At 59.6% G+C, this 12,647-nt stretch carries 13 protein-coding genes; 4 read left to right on the top strand and 9 right to left on the bottom strand.

Annotation, left to right across the window (positions count from 1 at the left end):
• Positions 1 to 269: 269 nt before the first annotated feature.
• On the top strand, positions 270 to 1,187 hold the full coding sequence (locus FGM15_05955; GenBank protein ID MBU3665407.1) for a hypothetical protein: 918 nt from the start codon (positions 270 to 272) through the stop codon (positions 1,185 to 1,187).
• Positions 1,188 to 1,226: 39 nt separating this feature from the next.
• Here the strand turns inward: FGM15_05955 and FGM15_05950 are convergent, their stop codons facing one another.
• The gene (locus FGM15_05950; GenBank protein MBU3665406.1) at positions 1,227 to 2,267 is read right to left on the bottom strand and encodes a glycosyltransferase family 9 protein; all 1,041 of its coding nucleotides are present in this window, start codon (positions 2,265 to 2,267) and stop codon (positions 1,227 to 1,229) included.
• A gap of 28 nt (positions 2,268 to 2,295) precedes the next feature.
• Between FGM15_05950 and FGM15_05945 the strand changes: the two genes are divergently transcribed.
• Positions 2,296 to 3,213, top strand: a complete 918-nt coding sequence (locus FGM15_05945; GenBank protein ID MBU3665405.1) for a glycosyltransferase — start codon at positions 2,296 to 2,298, stop codon at positions 3,211 to 3,213.
• Between the two features lie 2 nt (positions 3,214 to 3,215).
• On the opposite strand, the gene FGM15_05940 is transcribed toward FGM15_05945, so the two are convergent.
• Genes FGM15_05940 through FGM15_05930 form a run of 3 tightly spaced genes read right to left on the bottom strand, consistent with a single transcriptional unit; the run spans position 3,216 to position 6,066 of the window.
• A complete protein-coding gene (locus FGM15_05940; GenBank protein MBU3665404.1) occupies positions 3,216 to 3,992 on the bottom strand; it encodes a glycosyltransferase family 2 protein in 777 nt (258 codons plus the stop codon).
• Between the two features lie 32 nt (positions 3,993 to 4,024).
• Positions 4,025 to 5,101, bottom strand: a complete 1,077-nt coding sequence (locus FGM15_05935; protein ID MBU3665403.1) for a glycosyltransferase family 4 protein — start codon at positions 5,099 to 5,101, stop codon at positions 4,025 to 4,027.
• A 17-nt stretch (positions 5,102 to 5,118) separates the two neighbouring features.
• Positions 5,119 to 6,066 (bottom strand): GDP-L-fucose synthase, encoded by a 948-nt coding sequence (locus tag FGM15_05930; protein ID MBU3665402.1) that lies wholly within the window; start codon positions 6,064 to 6,066, stop codon positions 5,119 to 5,121.
• Positions 6,067 to 6,085: 19 nt separating this feature from the next.
• On the opposite strand from FGM15_05930, the gene FGM15_05925 reads away from it, so the two are divergent.
• Together FGM15_05925 and FGM15_05920 are read left to right on the top strand one after the other, a co-directional pair.
• Positions 6,086 to 6,979, top strand: coding sequence for an aldehyde dehydrogenase (locus tag FGM15_05925; protein ID MBU3665401.1), 894 nt, complete (start codon positions 6,086 to 6,088; stop codon positions 6,977 to 6,979).
• Positions 6,873 to 8,219, top strand: a complete 1,347-nt coding sequence (locus FGM15_05920) for a thymidine phosphorylase (protein MBU3665400.1) — start codon at positions 6,873 to 6,875, stop codon at positions 8,217 to 8,219. Before FGM15_05925 ends, FGM15_05920 begins: the two co-directional genes overlap by 107 nt.
• Before the next feature lie 24 nt (positions 8,220 to 8,243).
• Here the strand turns inward: FGM15_05920 and FGM15_05915 are convergent, their stop codons facing one another.
• Genes FGM15_05915 through FGM15_05895 form a run of 5 tightly spaced genes read right to left on the bottom strand, consistent with a single transcriptional unit; the run spans position 8,244 to position 12,645 of the window.
• Positions 8,244 to 8,960 carry an exosortase-associated EpsI family protein gene (locus tag FGM15_05915; protein MBU3665399.1) on the bottom strand — a complete coding sequence of 239 codons (717 nt, stop codon included), beginning with the start codon at positions 8,958 to 8,960 and terminating at the stop codon, positions 8,244 to 8,246.
• A complete protein-coding gene (locus FGM15_05910) occupies positions 8,957 to 9,922 on the bottom strand; it encodes an exosortase/archaeosortase family protein (protein ID MBU3665398.1) in 966 nt (321 codons plus the stop codon). The genes FGM15_05915 and FGM15_05910 overlap by 4 nt, the downstream gene beginning before the upstream one ends.
• A 16-nt stretch (positions 9,923 to 9,938) precedes the next feature.
• Complete coding sequence (locus FGM15_05905; GenBank protein ID MBU3665397.1) at positions 9,939 to 10,823, bottom strand: NAD(P)-dependent oxidoreductase; 885 nt, start codon at positions 10,821 to 10,823, stop codon at positions 9,939 to 9,941.
• Positions 10,820 to 11,959 (bottom strand): glycosyltransferase family 9 protein, encoded by a 1,140-nt coding sequence (locus FGM15_05900; GenBank protein ID MBU3665396.1) that lies wholly within the window; start codon positions 11,957 to 11,959, stop codon positions 10,820 to 10,822. Before FGM15_05900 ends, FGM15_05905 begins: the two co-directional genes overlap by 4 nt.
• Positions 11,884 to 12,645, bottom strand: a complete 762-nt coding sequence (locus FGM15_05895) for a glycosyltransferase (GenBank protein MBU3665395.1) — start codon at positions 12,643 to 12,645, stop codon at positions 11,884 to 11,886. The genes FGM15_05900 and FGM15_05895 overlap by 76 nt, the downstream gene beginning before the upstream one ends.
• Between the last annotated feature and the right edge of the window lie 2 nt (positions 12,646 to 12,647).

Genomic DNA, 12,647 nt, shown 5'->3' with positions numbered 1-12,647 from the left:
CCGCTGGACTGATCGCTGCTGTTGTCATGGCCGAGAAGCGAAAGATCACTCCTGCATAGTCCCGACCGGGCTCTTCGTTGGCCAACCGGAGCACACGCTCCGGTTTTTTTGTGCCGCGCGCATGCGGTTGGAATCAGCGATATTTGCATAGAGTTCCGGACCCTCCGATCGACGCATGGGAATTGTGCCAAATTTCTGCGGGTTGTCCGCGCGAGCCGACTGCCCAATTTTTGGAGGCATTTAAGAGGCAACCGATTTAATGTGGGGATATGTCTGTCAGCCCGACTGCAATCGCGTTTTTCCACTGCGGGAAAATACCGCGCTACCTTTACGCGGCCATGGAGAGCGCGCGTGTGTTCAATCCTGGCTCGCCTATCTTCCTGATTACGGATCGCGGAAGTGACGTTCCATCGCTTGGAGTAAAAGCCGTGTCTTTGCAGGACACGGCGCACCACGATTTGCCCCAGTTCCGCGGCATCTACAGGCACATTGCGTTCACTGCCGAAGACTACGAGCGTCGGTGCTTCGAGCGTTGGTTCCACATCGAGCAGCTAATCAAAGATCGAAATCTTTCCAGAATAGCTTATCTCGATAGCGATTGTCTCATATTCGCCGATGTGGATGAGCTCTTCCGGTGCATGCCCGAGAAGACCATGTGCGCCAGCCGTGACGGTGGGCCGGCCTGCACGCTGATACGCGGAACGCTGCAGCCGTTCCTTGATCTCATTCTGGAGAAGTTCAGCGACGACAATTATCTTCTGGGCAAAGAGCAATTGCGTCAGCAGGCGCGTGGCGCGGGAGCCATGGCAAACCTGACCGACATGGACTTGGTTGCGTTGTTCACAACAACGCATCAAGGTGGCCATGTATATCATAACAACCTCCCCACCGGACACATCGACCACTGTTTAAATGTTCCAGACGCCATGGAATTCCTCGATATCGCTCACCGGAACAGGAGACGGAAAAAGATTTTTTGGGCACAAGAAAAAGACAGGCTGCTCCCCTACTTTCGTGACGCCGAAACCGGAAACAGAGTTCCTGCGCTGGCTATCCACTTCCAGTCGGGGGCCAAGCGGCTAATCAGGCGCTTCAACCGTGTCGATGGCAGATGCCTGCTGCCTCTACCTCTTCGTTTAAACTTCTTTCGCTGGCTGCACGCAGGATGGGGATCCCAATACCTCTAAGGTCCGCCGCCGGTGGACACGTGCACGCGGCCGGGGAAATCATCGTTTCTGCAGCTGCTTGATCGAGGCCAACAGCAAATCAGAGGAGTCTATTCCTCTGATGCCCGTGTCGTTTTGCTCTCCTACGAAGGCCATGCAATCTTCACCTTGAAGAATCCACTCCGATAGGCCTTCAAAATCACGATACCAAGTCACGCTGGGCACTCCGGACATCCAGGCCACATGGTTACCACCCGAATCCCCGCCCAAGTGCAGCGAACTCATAGAGACGATGGCGGCGTATTCGAGTAAGTCAAGGTCGCCGCAGAATACCCTCCATGGTGCGAAATCCAACCGCCCCAATAGTTCGCTCATTCTGCTCCTCTCGCGTTCATTGCCCGCGCACGTAAGAATGATCCTTCTCTTGGTGGTCTGGTTGAGCGTGCTTAGAAAACCGGCCATCTGTTCAAAAGAAAGCTCACGGTAGTTGACCGTTGTGAAGGGGCTGACGTGAATCCAGCCTCCATCACCGCCGGCTTTTTCTAATGCCCGGCGTTTTGCGTCAGCTGGTATCTCAATTCGGACCTCCGGCTTCTCGCCGGGAAAACCGGCCTTCCTCAAACACTGCCAGCGCTGCGTGGAAATAAGCTCTGCTTTATAGGGATGCTCGACGATGTGCGTGAACATAGCGCTCCAGAAAGCCGGTCCCCCATCCTCGGGTCGGCGGCCGAGGCGCCAGCGTGCACCGCTCAACCCGGTGAGAATACTCGAACGGTCGGAACCGTTGAGATTGACGACCACGTCGAACTTCGCGGTTCGAAGTTGTCGGACACGACCAAAGTCTTGATACCATTTCGGTCCGCGTGGAAACCGGGGATAGCCCCAAATCCGGTCGATCCACGGGGCGACCTCCATGATTTTGGTCACATGTTCGGAGACCATGACGTGCAACTCGGCGTCCGGGTAGGATTGACGCAGGACCCAGAGAGCCGGGAGCAGGTGGATCGAGTCGCCAAGGAATCCCAAATCGAGGAGCATGACGCGCTTGGCGTCGCGTGTTGCCGCGTAGAAACCGGGCGTTTTGGTTAGCTTGTCCGACACCGACGATGGTTATACTTCACCGGTTGGAATGACGACGATGCCAAAGACCGATCATGATGGGGTGACCAAGCGGCAGGGCGCCGGGCTTTCGGCGCGTGCTCCCATGGCAGATGCGGCCGTGGTTGTTTCTACCTACAATCGACCGAAGGCGCTGAACCTTGTCTTGGAGGGGTTGTTCCATCAGAGCGTCCAACCTCGGCAGATTGTTGTCGGAGATGACGGTTCCACAGGGGAAACACGCGAGGTCATTGACAGTTGGCAAGCGCGGGGACTGCCCGTCGAGCACTGCTGGCATGAAGATCGCGGCTACCGCAAGTCAGTCATCATGAACGAGGCGGTGCGCAAAGTGACACAACCCCTCTGCATCTTCACCGACGGGGACTGTGTTCCGCTCGAAGGCTTTGTCCGCGACCATGTCCGCTATGCCGAACCCGGCTACATACTTGCCGGCCCGCGCATGCTGTCCAGTGAGGCACTTACGCACTCACTAGAGTCCGGTGATGAGTCCTGCCTTGGACGGAGCATCTTTTGGTGGCTTGGCCAAAGGGTGCGCGGAAATATCAATCGTTTGCTGCCCGTGGTCCATCTGCCCGATGGAGCGTGGCGGAAGTCATCGCCACGCAAATGGGAATGGGTGAGGGGATGCAATTTCTCGGTCGAGACCGAACACGTCTGGCGCGTCGGGGGCTTCGAAGAAAATCTGTTCGGTTGGGGGCCAGACGACTCCGATATCGCCGTCCGCATGATCAACTCGGGTGTGAAGGTGAAGAGCCTACGCTTTGCCGCCCCGGTTCTTCATCTGTGGCACAGGGAGGAGAGCCGCGTCACATTGGAACAAAATCTTTTCTACCTGCGGGCCGCATTGGCCGAGAAAAGGATGCGCGCCTCGGCCGGATTCTCCGACGAAGAGATCGCCGCCCGCGGAATCAACGCGTGCGTCCGCTGAACTCAGTGCGGAGGCTGCCCGCCGCGTTCGTGCTCATAGAGCCGGCTGTAGCGGACGAGGGTGCTGAAAGCGGTGGCTTTGGCGATGTAGTAGCCCGGGAATCCGTCCAAAAAACCCAGACGAAGGATGTAAGCGCGAAAGAATCGCCACCACGGTCGGAAGAGGCAATCCGCCCATGACCAGCGATGACCGGCTGCGAGCTGGCGCTCCAGAAAGTAATCGCTGAACACGCCGATCTTCGCAGTGTAGCTGTTGAGCGTCGGATGGGAGTAGTGATGGAGATCGCCTTTGAGACGCTTGGCGCGACCGTCCAGATCAATTTTGTCGTGCTCCGGCGATCCCGACCATTGGCCCTTGCCGCGGCGGAAAAGTCTCAAGCTCAAGTCAGGATACCAGTCTCCATGCGTGATCCATCTGCCGAGGAACCACACTTTGCGCGGGAAAACCGCGCCGTCGAATTGCCGGCAATCATTCGCGAAGAACTCAAAGATGTCCTCCCGCAACTGCTCCGAGACCTCTTCGTCCGCATCCAAGGCCAACACCCACTCACCCTGCGTTTGTGCCAAAGCAAAGCGCTTTTGGTCACGGTAGCCCTGCCAAGGATGCTCGATGATCCTGGCCCCAAAGCTCCGGGCCACTTCGGCTGTGTTGTCGTCACAGTCGTTGATCACGACCACCATTTCCTCCACCCATCCTGCGACACTTCCAAGACTGCGCGGCAAATTGCGCCCCTCGTTTCGCGCCGTCATGGACACGCTGATGGGAAGGCGATCCTTCATTCCCGCCGATGATCGGAAGGCGTGCCAAAAAGTCAATCGGCTGGGGCGTGGCCAGCGAGCAGGTGCCGATACAAATCCTCGTGTTCCACCGCAACGTCCGACCAGGTGCGCGAGACGGAAGGCCGGAAGGTCCGCCCGGCTAAGTCAGAGCAGGCGCTGGCCCAATCGCTGCTCGGAGCTTTGACCGACAGCACGCGCAATCCCTCGGATCGCAGGTGATCCGTTGCGCCGCATTGGTCGGAAAACACGACGGGGACGCCGCAGGTCAGTGCCTCGGACATGACCATGCCGAAGGGTTCATCCGTGGCGGGATGGACAAGAACATCGATCTGGGCGAAAAAGTCCTGCGGATTGGTGCGACCCAAAATTTCGGCGCCTTCGGGCAAGCTGCCGATAAGATTGCCCGGGAGTGACTCCGCCGGGCAGCCGGCGATTAGCATCGTCCATGATGGATCCTCTCGGCGAAGGATTCGGAAAATTTCCAATGCTTTGGGCAGCCCTTTGCGCTTCCAGTCGCGGCCCATGAAACCCAACACGCGGGCTTTGCGCGCGGGGTCTTTGGCGACCGGTTGTAGATAGGTGTAGGCGGGGGTGATGACGCGGGTGATTTTTTGTGCCAGATGAGGGTATTCGCGCAGGGCGATGTCCTGCACGCGTTTCGCGCAGGAGACGAGGGCCTTGAGATTGGGTCCGTGGAATTTTTGCTTTTCGATCGTGAGGTTTTTGCGCGCACTGTAGTCGAAGTGCTTCCAAGGCTTTAGGCGTAGACCGTAAGCCGTGCAGGGTCCGTGCTCGGTGGAAACATCCTGCTCGATGGTGTTTTCATGCGAATGGGTGATGTCGAAGCCGTGCTTCTTCGCCGGATCAGCGAAAAATTCCGTGACCGCATCGCGGAAGACGTAGCGGTCGCTCCATCCACGTTTGGCCGGTTTGGGCTGAAGCTGTATTATCTCAACGTTGCTGTTGGCCGCAGACGGCTCATCGACCGATCTGCAGAGAATGGAAACTTGGTGTCCTCGAAGTGCAAGCTCACGAGCTGTCTCGTAAACGTATCTCTCCATCCCTCCAACTGGTCCAAATGTCCGGACAACATACAGAATGCTGAGCATCGTAGATCCTATTTGCTTTAAAGCTTGGCCGAGGATTGGTTTTCCAAAAACCAGCGGTAGGCATCGGCGATACCTTCGTGCAGGGGGATTTTCGGTGACCAGCCGAGAGATTTGATTTTTCCGATATCGAGCAGTTTGCGCGGGGTGCCGTCGGGCTTGGAGGTGTCAAACTCGAGCGTGCCGTCGAATCCGAGCACGTCGCAAATAGTCTCTGCCAGTTCACGGATGGTGACATCTTCACCGCAGCCGACATTGACGAGGTCTGGCTGGTCGTAGCGGTCGAGAAGGAAGACACAGGCGTCGGCGAGGTCGTCGGTGTGAAGGAATTCGCGCCGCGGGTTGCCGCTGCCCCAAACGGTGATGCTTTTTGCGCCGGCGTCTTTGGCCTCGTGAACCTTGCGGATCAGCGCGGGAAGGACGTGCGAGTTGTGCAGGTCGTAGTTGTCGTGCGGTCCGTAGAGGTTTGTCGGCATGGCAGAGATGAAATTCTTTCCGTATTCGCGCGCGTAAGCCTGGCACAGTTTGATGCCGGCGATCTTGGCGATGGCGTAGGCGTCGTTGGTCGGTTCGAGCGGACCGGTGAGCAAGGCGTCCTCCGGGATGGGTTGCGGTGCGAGCTTCGGGTAGATGCAGGAACTTCCGAGGAACAGCAGCTTGCGGGTTCCGAAATCGGCCGCGGCCTCGATGAGGTTGTTCTGGATGGTGAGGTTATCGATGAGGAATTCCACCGGCTGCTCGTAGTTGGCGAGGATGCCCCCGACCTTGGCCGCGGCATCGACGACAACGGATGGTCTTTCATTCTCGAAAAATCCGCGCACCGCTGCGCGGTCGAGCAAGTCGAGTTCCGCCCGCGTGCGGACGATAACCTTGCGGAATCCGTCCCTTTGCAATTTGCGGCAGATGGCGCTGCCGACCATGCCGCGGTGTCCGGCCACAAATATTGTCTCGTCCTTGTGCAGTGTCATTGGCTACTTTCGCCACGCTATGGCAAAAGCCCCCGCGGCGGCAAGAAGCGGCCGTCTGCCAGTCCTCAAGACCTATAAACTTCACGTCGGGGGCGCATTCATCCGGTCGGAAAGCGGGAAGGTTGTTCCTGTTGTATCGACGGACGGCAAACACGTTCTCGCCCAAGTATGCCGCGCGTCGCGCAAGGATTTCCGCGATGCTGTGGTGGCAGCGCGCAAGGCTTTCGGGAAATGGAGCAACACGACTCCTTATCTTCGGGGGCAGATTTTGTATCGCGCCGCGGAGATGCTCGAGACGCGCGCGATCGAGATGGAACAGGAAATCGTCCGCAGCACCGGCGTCCGCCGCGCCGCTGGCCGGCGCGAGGTATGCGATGCGGTCGAGTTGCTGATCCATTATGCGGGATGGACGGACAAATTCACCGCGGTGTTCGGTTCGGTGAATCCGGTTTCTTCCCCGCATTTCAACTTCACTTATCCCGAGGGAACGGGCGTGGTTGTCCTTTTCTGTCCGGATCAACCGTCCTTCGTTGCTCTTGTCCATCTGGTTGCGGCGACCATCCTCACGGGCAACACGTGCATCGCGGTTTGTTCGCAGACGGCGCCGTTGCCTGCCCTGACCTTTGCCGAGATTTTAGCAACGAGCGATTTGCCCGGGGGGGTAGTGAACATTCTTTCCGGACAACGCGCCGAGCTTGCACCGATTGCCGCGTCGCATATGGATGTGAACGCGGTTGTCAGCGGGTGCGCGGATGCCGCTCTCGACAAAATTTTGCACGAAGGCACAGCAACCAACCTCAAGCGCTATGCGCGGCATGATCTGCCCGACGACGACTGGCGCGTTGCTGGCCGCCCGCAGTGGATCCTCGACACCGTCGAGTTCAAGACGGCGTGGCATCCTATCGGATGGTAATTGGATGACCGGGCCGATGCATATTCCGGCTCTCATCGAGAAAAAGCGCGATGGTGGCGTGCTGGACGCGCGGGAGATCGAGTCCTTGATTGGTGGTTATGTGCGTGGGGAAGTGCCGGATTACCAAATGGCGGCGTTTGCCATGGCGGTTTTTTTCCGGGGCATGAATTCGACGGAGACCACCGCGCTCACGTTGCAGATGCGCGATTCGGGAGATGTTTTCCGTTGGCCAGCCGGAACACCGCCCAAAGTGGACAAACACTCGACGGGAGGAGTGGGTGACAAAGTTTCGCTCATCCTCGCGCCCTTGTTGGCCTGCGAAGGCGTCTGGGTCCCGATGGTATCCGGTCGCGGCCTCGGCTTCACCGGCGGCACGTTGGACAAGCTCGAGAGCATCCCCGGTTGGCGCTTCAACCTCTCGTGGCCTGAAATGCTCGCCCAACTCGAGCGCGTGGGATGTTTTATCACCGGCCAGACGGCGAGCTTTTGTCCGGCGGACAAGAAACTTTACGCGCTGCGCGATGTCACGGGAACGGTGGCGTCGTTGCCCCTCATCGTGGCGAGCATCATGTCGAAAAAGCTCGCGGAGTCGCTCGACCGTCTGGTGCTTGACGTGAAATTCGGCCGCGGTGCGTTCATGAAAACGCGCGAGGATGCGCGACGCTTGGCTGACGCCATGGTGGCGGTCGGCCGCGAAGCCGGAGTCGATACGCATGCGATGCTCAATCCGATGGACGAGCCGCTTGGTTGCACCGCGGGCAACGCGCTCGAGGTGGCAGAGTGCGTCGATGTGCTCAGAGGCGGCGGTCCCGAAGATTTGATCGACTTGACGCTCGCGCTCGCCGCCAAGCTTGTGTCCGTGCCCATGGAGAAGCTTGCCGGACGCTTGAAAGACGGCAGCGCGTGGGAGAAGTTCGTGGCAATGATCCAGGCCCAAGGGGGTGATGCTGCGGCCCTGGGGAGAATGCGTGAAATCCACCGCGCGCCGGTGATCACCGATGTCATGGCCCCCGCGACGGGAAAACTCGCAAAGCTCGATGCTCTTGAAATCGGCCGCCTCTGCGTGGAACTCGGTGCCGGGAGGGCGAAGGCCGATGACTCGGTTGATTTCGCCGTCGGCGTGGAATGCCTGCGCAAGCAGGGCGCCGATGTTGTGTGCGGTGAGCGGCTTTTGCGCGTGCACAGTCGTCGGCCCGTCGATGCGCCATCCGTCGCGCGCCGGGTTCTCGCAATCGAGTGATGCCGTCTTTGCGCGCGACGCTGGTCAGGTCTGCGGCCGCTCGTCCTCCGGCATTTCCGAGAGCTGGAATTTCGGGACGGCTTGGCGGATGAAGTCGATGAGCATGTCGAGCGTTTGCGCGTCGGTTTTGGCGCCGGGCTTGAATCCTTCGAGGACTGGCGAGCTGACGATGACGTAGGCCCAGCGGTGCTGGAGTTTTTTCACGACCATGTCCCAGTTGGTTTTGGCCAAGCGCACCCAGTGGCGCGGTGTCGTGGTGTCTTTGCCGACAAACCAGTAGAGGAAGTAGCTTTTGAGAGTTTTGCGCTGACCAGGGGCCACTTCGATCGTCCGGACGAGGGTCAGTTTCATGACCTCGAGCACGCGTCCGGTAGGAAGCGTGACGGGAATCACATCACCGCTTTGTATCGTCCAGCCTTGCGCGGGAAGGCAGATCTCCGGACGGTGAATGCTGCGTTTTTCCCCGCCGCTTAGCACGATCTGTGCAGTGAGCGTGTCGCCCGAGAGATCCTGGTAAATTTTTTTCTCGAACAGGGTGTCCTTGGGCAACATGGCCAACTCGCTCGGAGAGACCGGTTCACTCGTTCCCCAGAATTCGCCGACAAGCGTTGGCAATTGCATGACCACCCCTGCCTCCGGAACAAGCTGGGGCGGAGAAGTTTTCCGGCACAACAATACTGTAACAGCCGCGAGGCCGATAAGCGTGGCCGTGCGCCACCAAGGAATGCATGACGAAGTCATGGCGCAGCCGGCTCCTTCGGTTTGGAAAGGCGCTGCAGGATCGCCCCCACGAGCAGCATGCCGCCGAGCGCGACGGCAAACACGAGAAAGCCCGAGGCCATGTGGAAAACCGTGGGTTCCTCGATCGAGCCGATTGCTTTCGCGGGTCCGAGCGTGATGGTTCCCAGCGTGAGCATGATGATGCGCGCGAAATTTCCGGCCACGGCCAGCGGGATGGAAGAAAGGAAGACGACCCATTTCTGCCACGGACGATCCATGGCGACATATCCATAAACCGCGCTGACCATCATAAGCGCAAAGAGCGACCGTATTCCGCTGCAAGGATCGGCGACATCGACCGCGAAACGTTGTCCGGCAACCAAGCCCGCGGCGAAATCCGGTGCGGAAACGATCGCCGTTCCGCTCTGCATGCACGAAAGACCGACAAGATTCAGGAATCCGACGCTGACCGCCGACATCAAGATTCGGAGCGGGAAGGCGAGCAGGTTGTCCATGAACGGGAGGGGAAACATGAACGCCAGAAAGGCTATCGGGAACGCAAGGGCTTTGAGCCATCGCCATCCGAGCATCCACAGCACGACCGCGCCGACGAATCCGATCAGTGCCGCATAGCCGATGTAAATATTGTCGGCAAGGTATCCGACCCAGTAGATGAAGAACGCGCCGCACAAGGCAAAAAGGCCCGACAGCGAGCCTTCCACCGGCAATGCAGCGAGCGACTTCCGCCGGTAATAGACCAGCCCTATGACAGCTAGCGGCACCAGCCAGCAATGCTCCCATTCGGGATCCTTCCAGACGAAGGACATGAATTCGAACATGTTCGCCCGCATCGCGCCGTATCCCGAGGCGTAGGGGAACCATGCAAAGAGGACACCAAATATGGCAACTGTCGCCACCGCTGCAAAAATATTCCCCGGAAGCAAGGAGATGCGTCCATTCGTGGCCGTAGGAAGCGGATTCATCGAGTGTCAGAAAGTTTCATACCCCACCTGCGGGAGCAAACGATTTCCAATCGGCGAGAAACGCCTCAAGAGCTTTCTCCCAGCGCCGCGGTCCTGGCGGCAGCAGCGAGGCCAGTTTGTCCACAGCGAGGCACGAATAGCGCGGGCGCTTCGACCATTCTGGCCCCAATTTTTCGTAAGGTATCTCTTCGATGGTTCGGCATGCGGGAGCAAGGCCGAAGGAACCCATGATTTCGAGGCAGGTGCGGGCAAATTCCTCCCATGACGTTTCGCCCGCGTTGACCACATTGAACAATCCTGTCGCCCCGGATTCGATCAAACGCCTCGTCCAGAGGGCGCCGTCAGCCGCGTAAAGGCACGAGCCTTTTTTTCCCGCTGCGGTCCGCAAAACCGGTTGCGAAGCGAGCAAGGACGGCATGCTGCTCATGAACGTCCTGCCGCCGACACCGTAAAGCCAGGATAGGCGAAGCACGAGGCTCCGCGGGCAGAGGAGGGGGATTTCCTTCTCCAGCGCGGCTTTCTGGTCGCCATAAACCGACAGCGGGTGCGGTGCATCCTCCTCGGTGAGCGGTTGGGCGCCATCGCCGGCGAAAATGTAATCCGAGCTGAACTGAACAAACAGGGCTCCCCGCGCTTCGCAGCGGCGGGCGATGTCGAGTGGTGCGTCGCGGTTGACCAGCCCCGTGCCGAGCGGATCGCGCTGGCAAGCGTCGAAATCACAAACAGCCGCTGCGTTGATCACCACGTCCCAGGGCCGGTCGAACAATGCGTCGAGGCGACGCGCGTCGGTGATGTCGGCCTCCTTGTGCGTCAGCGCGGCGAATTCGCAGGAGTGCCTGGAGAACTCTTCGACCAAATATCGACCGAGGAGACCGGCAGCGCCGAAGAGCAGGATTTTCATCGCGTGGGGACAAGTTTCTCCAGCTGCTGCAGGACATCGGCCACCGCAACGGCATCGACGCAGATGTAGCGGTCCATTCCGCAACGGTCGATGCACGGATGCAGCGGACAGACGCGGCGTTGAACCACACGCTCGCGGTTCTGCCAAGGTGCAAACCAGTCCGGCTCGCCCGAACCAAAGATTGTCACGACCGGTTTGCCCAGCGCGGCGGCGAGATGTGCGGGGAAGGAGTCGTGACAGAGAAGGACATCGGCTGACGCAACAGCCCCGATGAGCGCGGCGGTGTCAGGGGTCGAGACCCGGCGTATTTCCGCGGCTTCCACGGGATTGCATCCGGGCGGGACGATCTCCAGCAAATCGAAATTGGTGCGGACGGAGTCCGTGGCGAGAAGTTCTTTCCATCGTTCGGGGTGCCATTGCTTGCCGGGCAGGCGGGCATGCGGGTGGAACGCGAGGACCGGACGATTCCCCAACGGCGCTTGTTGCGCGTGTTTGGCCGGAAGCCAAGGAACCGAGTAATTGCACTCCAAGCCCATAGCCTCGCCGATTTGCTCCCAGCATCGGAGATGCGGTTGGCGCATGCTTTCACGTTCAAGGCCGTGCGTGAGCAGCGGGGTGCGGGGATGCGTGATACTCCGGAAGATCTCGATGGCTCGTCCGAGGATGCGCCGGCGTCGCCGCCAAGGCAGTTCGGCGGCGTAGTAGTTGCCCGGGGTCATGGGAAAGCCCGCGCGCGCTTTCGCTTTTGTTTCCGCCATCAAGATGGCGGCGCGTGCGTCGGCCCAAACACAAACAGCTGCGGCGAAATCCAGATCGCGCATGGAGCGACCTTGATTCCGCGCGGCAGTGATGGCCCCGAGAGGGGAACATGGTTGTCCGTCCGCCCACGGCGGCTCCCACGGATGAATGACAGGCGGAGTTTCCAGAAGCTCGTAAATACCGCGCGTGTCGGGTCGGCACAGGACGTGCACCTCGTATTTTTTTTGCGCACCACGCACGAAAGGGATGCTCAGGACCGCATCGCCCAGATGGTGCAATTCGACGATGAGGAGGCGCGGTTTCATCGGGCGAACCACCAGCGTTTCAACAGGTAGTAGTGACGACCCCAAGCAGCCATGGCGAATGCGTTCCACCATGGACCGGGACGCCAGCCGTCGCGTGTGAGCATCCGGGCGGTCTCGCGCCACATCGCGGGCAGGCTGCGGCTGGTCTTGGCGTCGGAATGCAAACGCGACACGGCGAGCGGCTCCGCAATGTAATGCCAACGCACACGCGTGCCCAAGCGCAGCCAGTATTCGTGGTCCATGCAGTAGTGAAGCGATGTGTCGAAGGTGCCGAATTTCTCGTAAACGCGACGGCGCCACCAGACCGCGGGCTGTCCGAGGGGATTGCGGGAGCGGAGCGCTCCCGGCGAGAACCCTGCAGCTGACTTGCGGCGTTTGCGTCCGGAATCTCCTTCGAGAAAGAAAAAGTCCGCATAAACGACATCGATGGCATCGTCGCCCGCGAACGTGTCCAGGACGCGTTTGGCGGCGGTCGGTTCGTAGAGGTCGTCTGCGCACAGATAAGCCAGCACATCGCCGGTCGCCATCGTCAGCCCTTTGTTGATGGCATCCGATTGCCCGCTGTCTTTTTCGGAAATCCATCGTATGTCCGTCGCCGCGCGCAACAGATCCACCGAACCGTCGGTCGATCCGCCATCGATGACGATGTGCTCGACCTCATGCGGTGCGGCCGTTGCCGTCGCGGTGCGCACGGAGGCAAGGCATTCCCCGAGGTAGCGGCCTTGGTTGAGCGACGGGGTGACGACGGAAAGTTTCATGT

The sequence above is a fragment of the Chthoniobacterales bacterium genome (assembly GCA_018883245.1).
Lineage (GTDB): Bacteria > Verrucomicrobiota > Verrucomicrobiia > Chthoniobacterales > JACTMZ01 > JACTMZ01.
The sequence above is the reverse complement of the archived record's forward strand: the minus strand, read 5'-3'. Positions and strand labels throughout refer to the sequence as shown.

What these genes read in the sequence shown, in the direction of transcription:
- FGM15_05955 (MBU3665407.1), top strand. Translation starts at nt 270, where the DNA reads ATGTCTGTCAGCCCGACTGCAATCGCGTTTTTCCACTGCGGGAAAATA.
- FGM15_05945 (MBU3665405.1), top strand. Translation starts at nt 2,296, where the DNA reads ATGACGACGATGCCAAAGACCGATCATGATGGGGTGACCAAGCGGCAG.
- FGM15_05940 (MBU3665404.1), bottom strand. Translation starts at nt 3,992, where the DNA reads ATGAAGGATCGCCTTCCCATCAGCGTGTCCATGACGGCGCGAAACGAG.
- FGM15_05935 (MBU3665403.1), bottom strand. Translation starts at nt 5,101, where the DNA reads ATGCTCAGCATTCTGTATGTTGTCCGGACATTTGGACCAGTTGGAGGG.
- FGM15_05930 (MBU3665402.1), bottom strand. Translation starts at nt 6,066, where the DNA reads ATGACACTGCACAAGGACGAGACAATATTTGTGGCCGGACACCGCGGC.
- FGM15_05925 (MBU3665401.1), top strand. Translation starts at nt 6,086, where the DNA reads ATGGCAAAAGCCCCCGCGGCGGCAAGAAGCGGCCGTCTGCCAGTCCTC.
- FGM15_05920 (MBU3665400.1), top strand. Translation starts at nt 6,873, where the DNA reads ATGCGCGGCATGATCTGCCCGACGACGACTGGCGCGTTGCTGGCCGCC.
- FGM15_05915 (MBU3665399.1), bottom strand. Translation starts at nt 8,960, where the DNA reads ATGACTTCGTCATGCATTCCTTGGTGGCGCACGGCCACGCTTATCGGC.
- FGM15_05910 (MBU3665398.1), bottom strand. Translation starts at nt 9,922, where the DNA reads ATGAATCCGCTTCCTACGGCCACGAATGGACGCATCTCCTTGCTTCCG.
- FGM15_05905 (MBU3665397.1), bottom strand. Translation starts at nt 10,823, where the DNA reads ATGAAAATCCTGCTCTTCGGCGCTGCCGGTCTCCTCGGTCGATATTTG.
- FGM15_05900 (MBU3665396.1), bottom strand. Translation starts at nt 11,959, where the DNA reads ATGGTGGAACGCATTCGCCATGGCTGCTTGGGGTCGTCACTACTACCT.
- FGM15_05895 (MBU3665395.1), bottom strand. Translation starts at nt 12,645, where the DNA reads ATGAAACTTTCCGTCGTCACCCCGTCGCTCAACCAAGGCCGCTACCTC.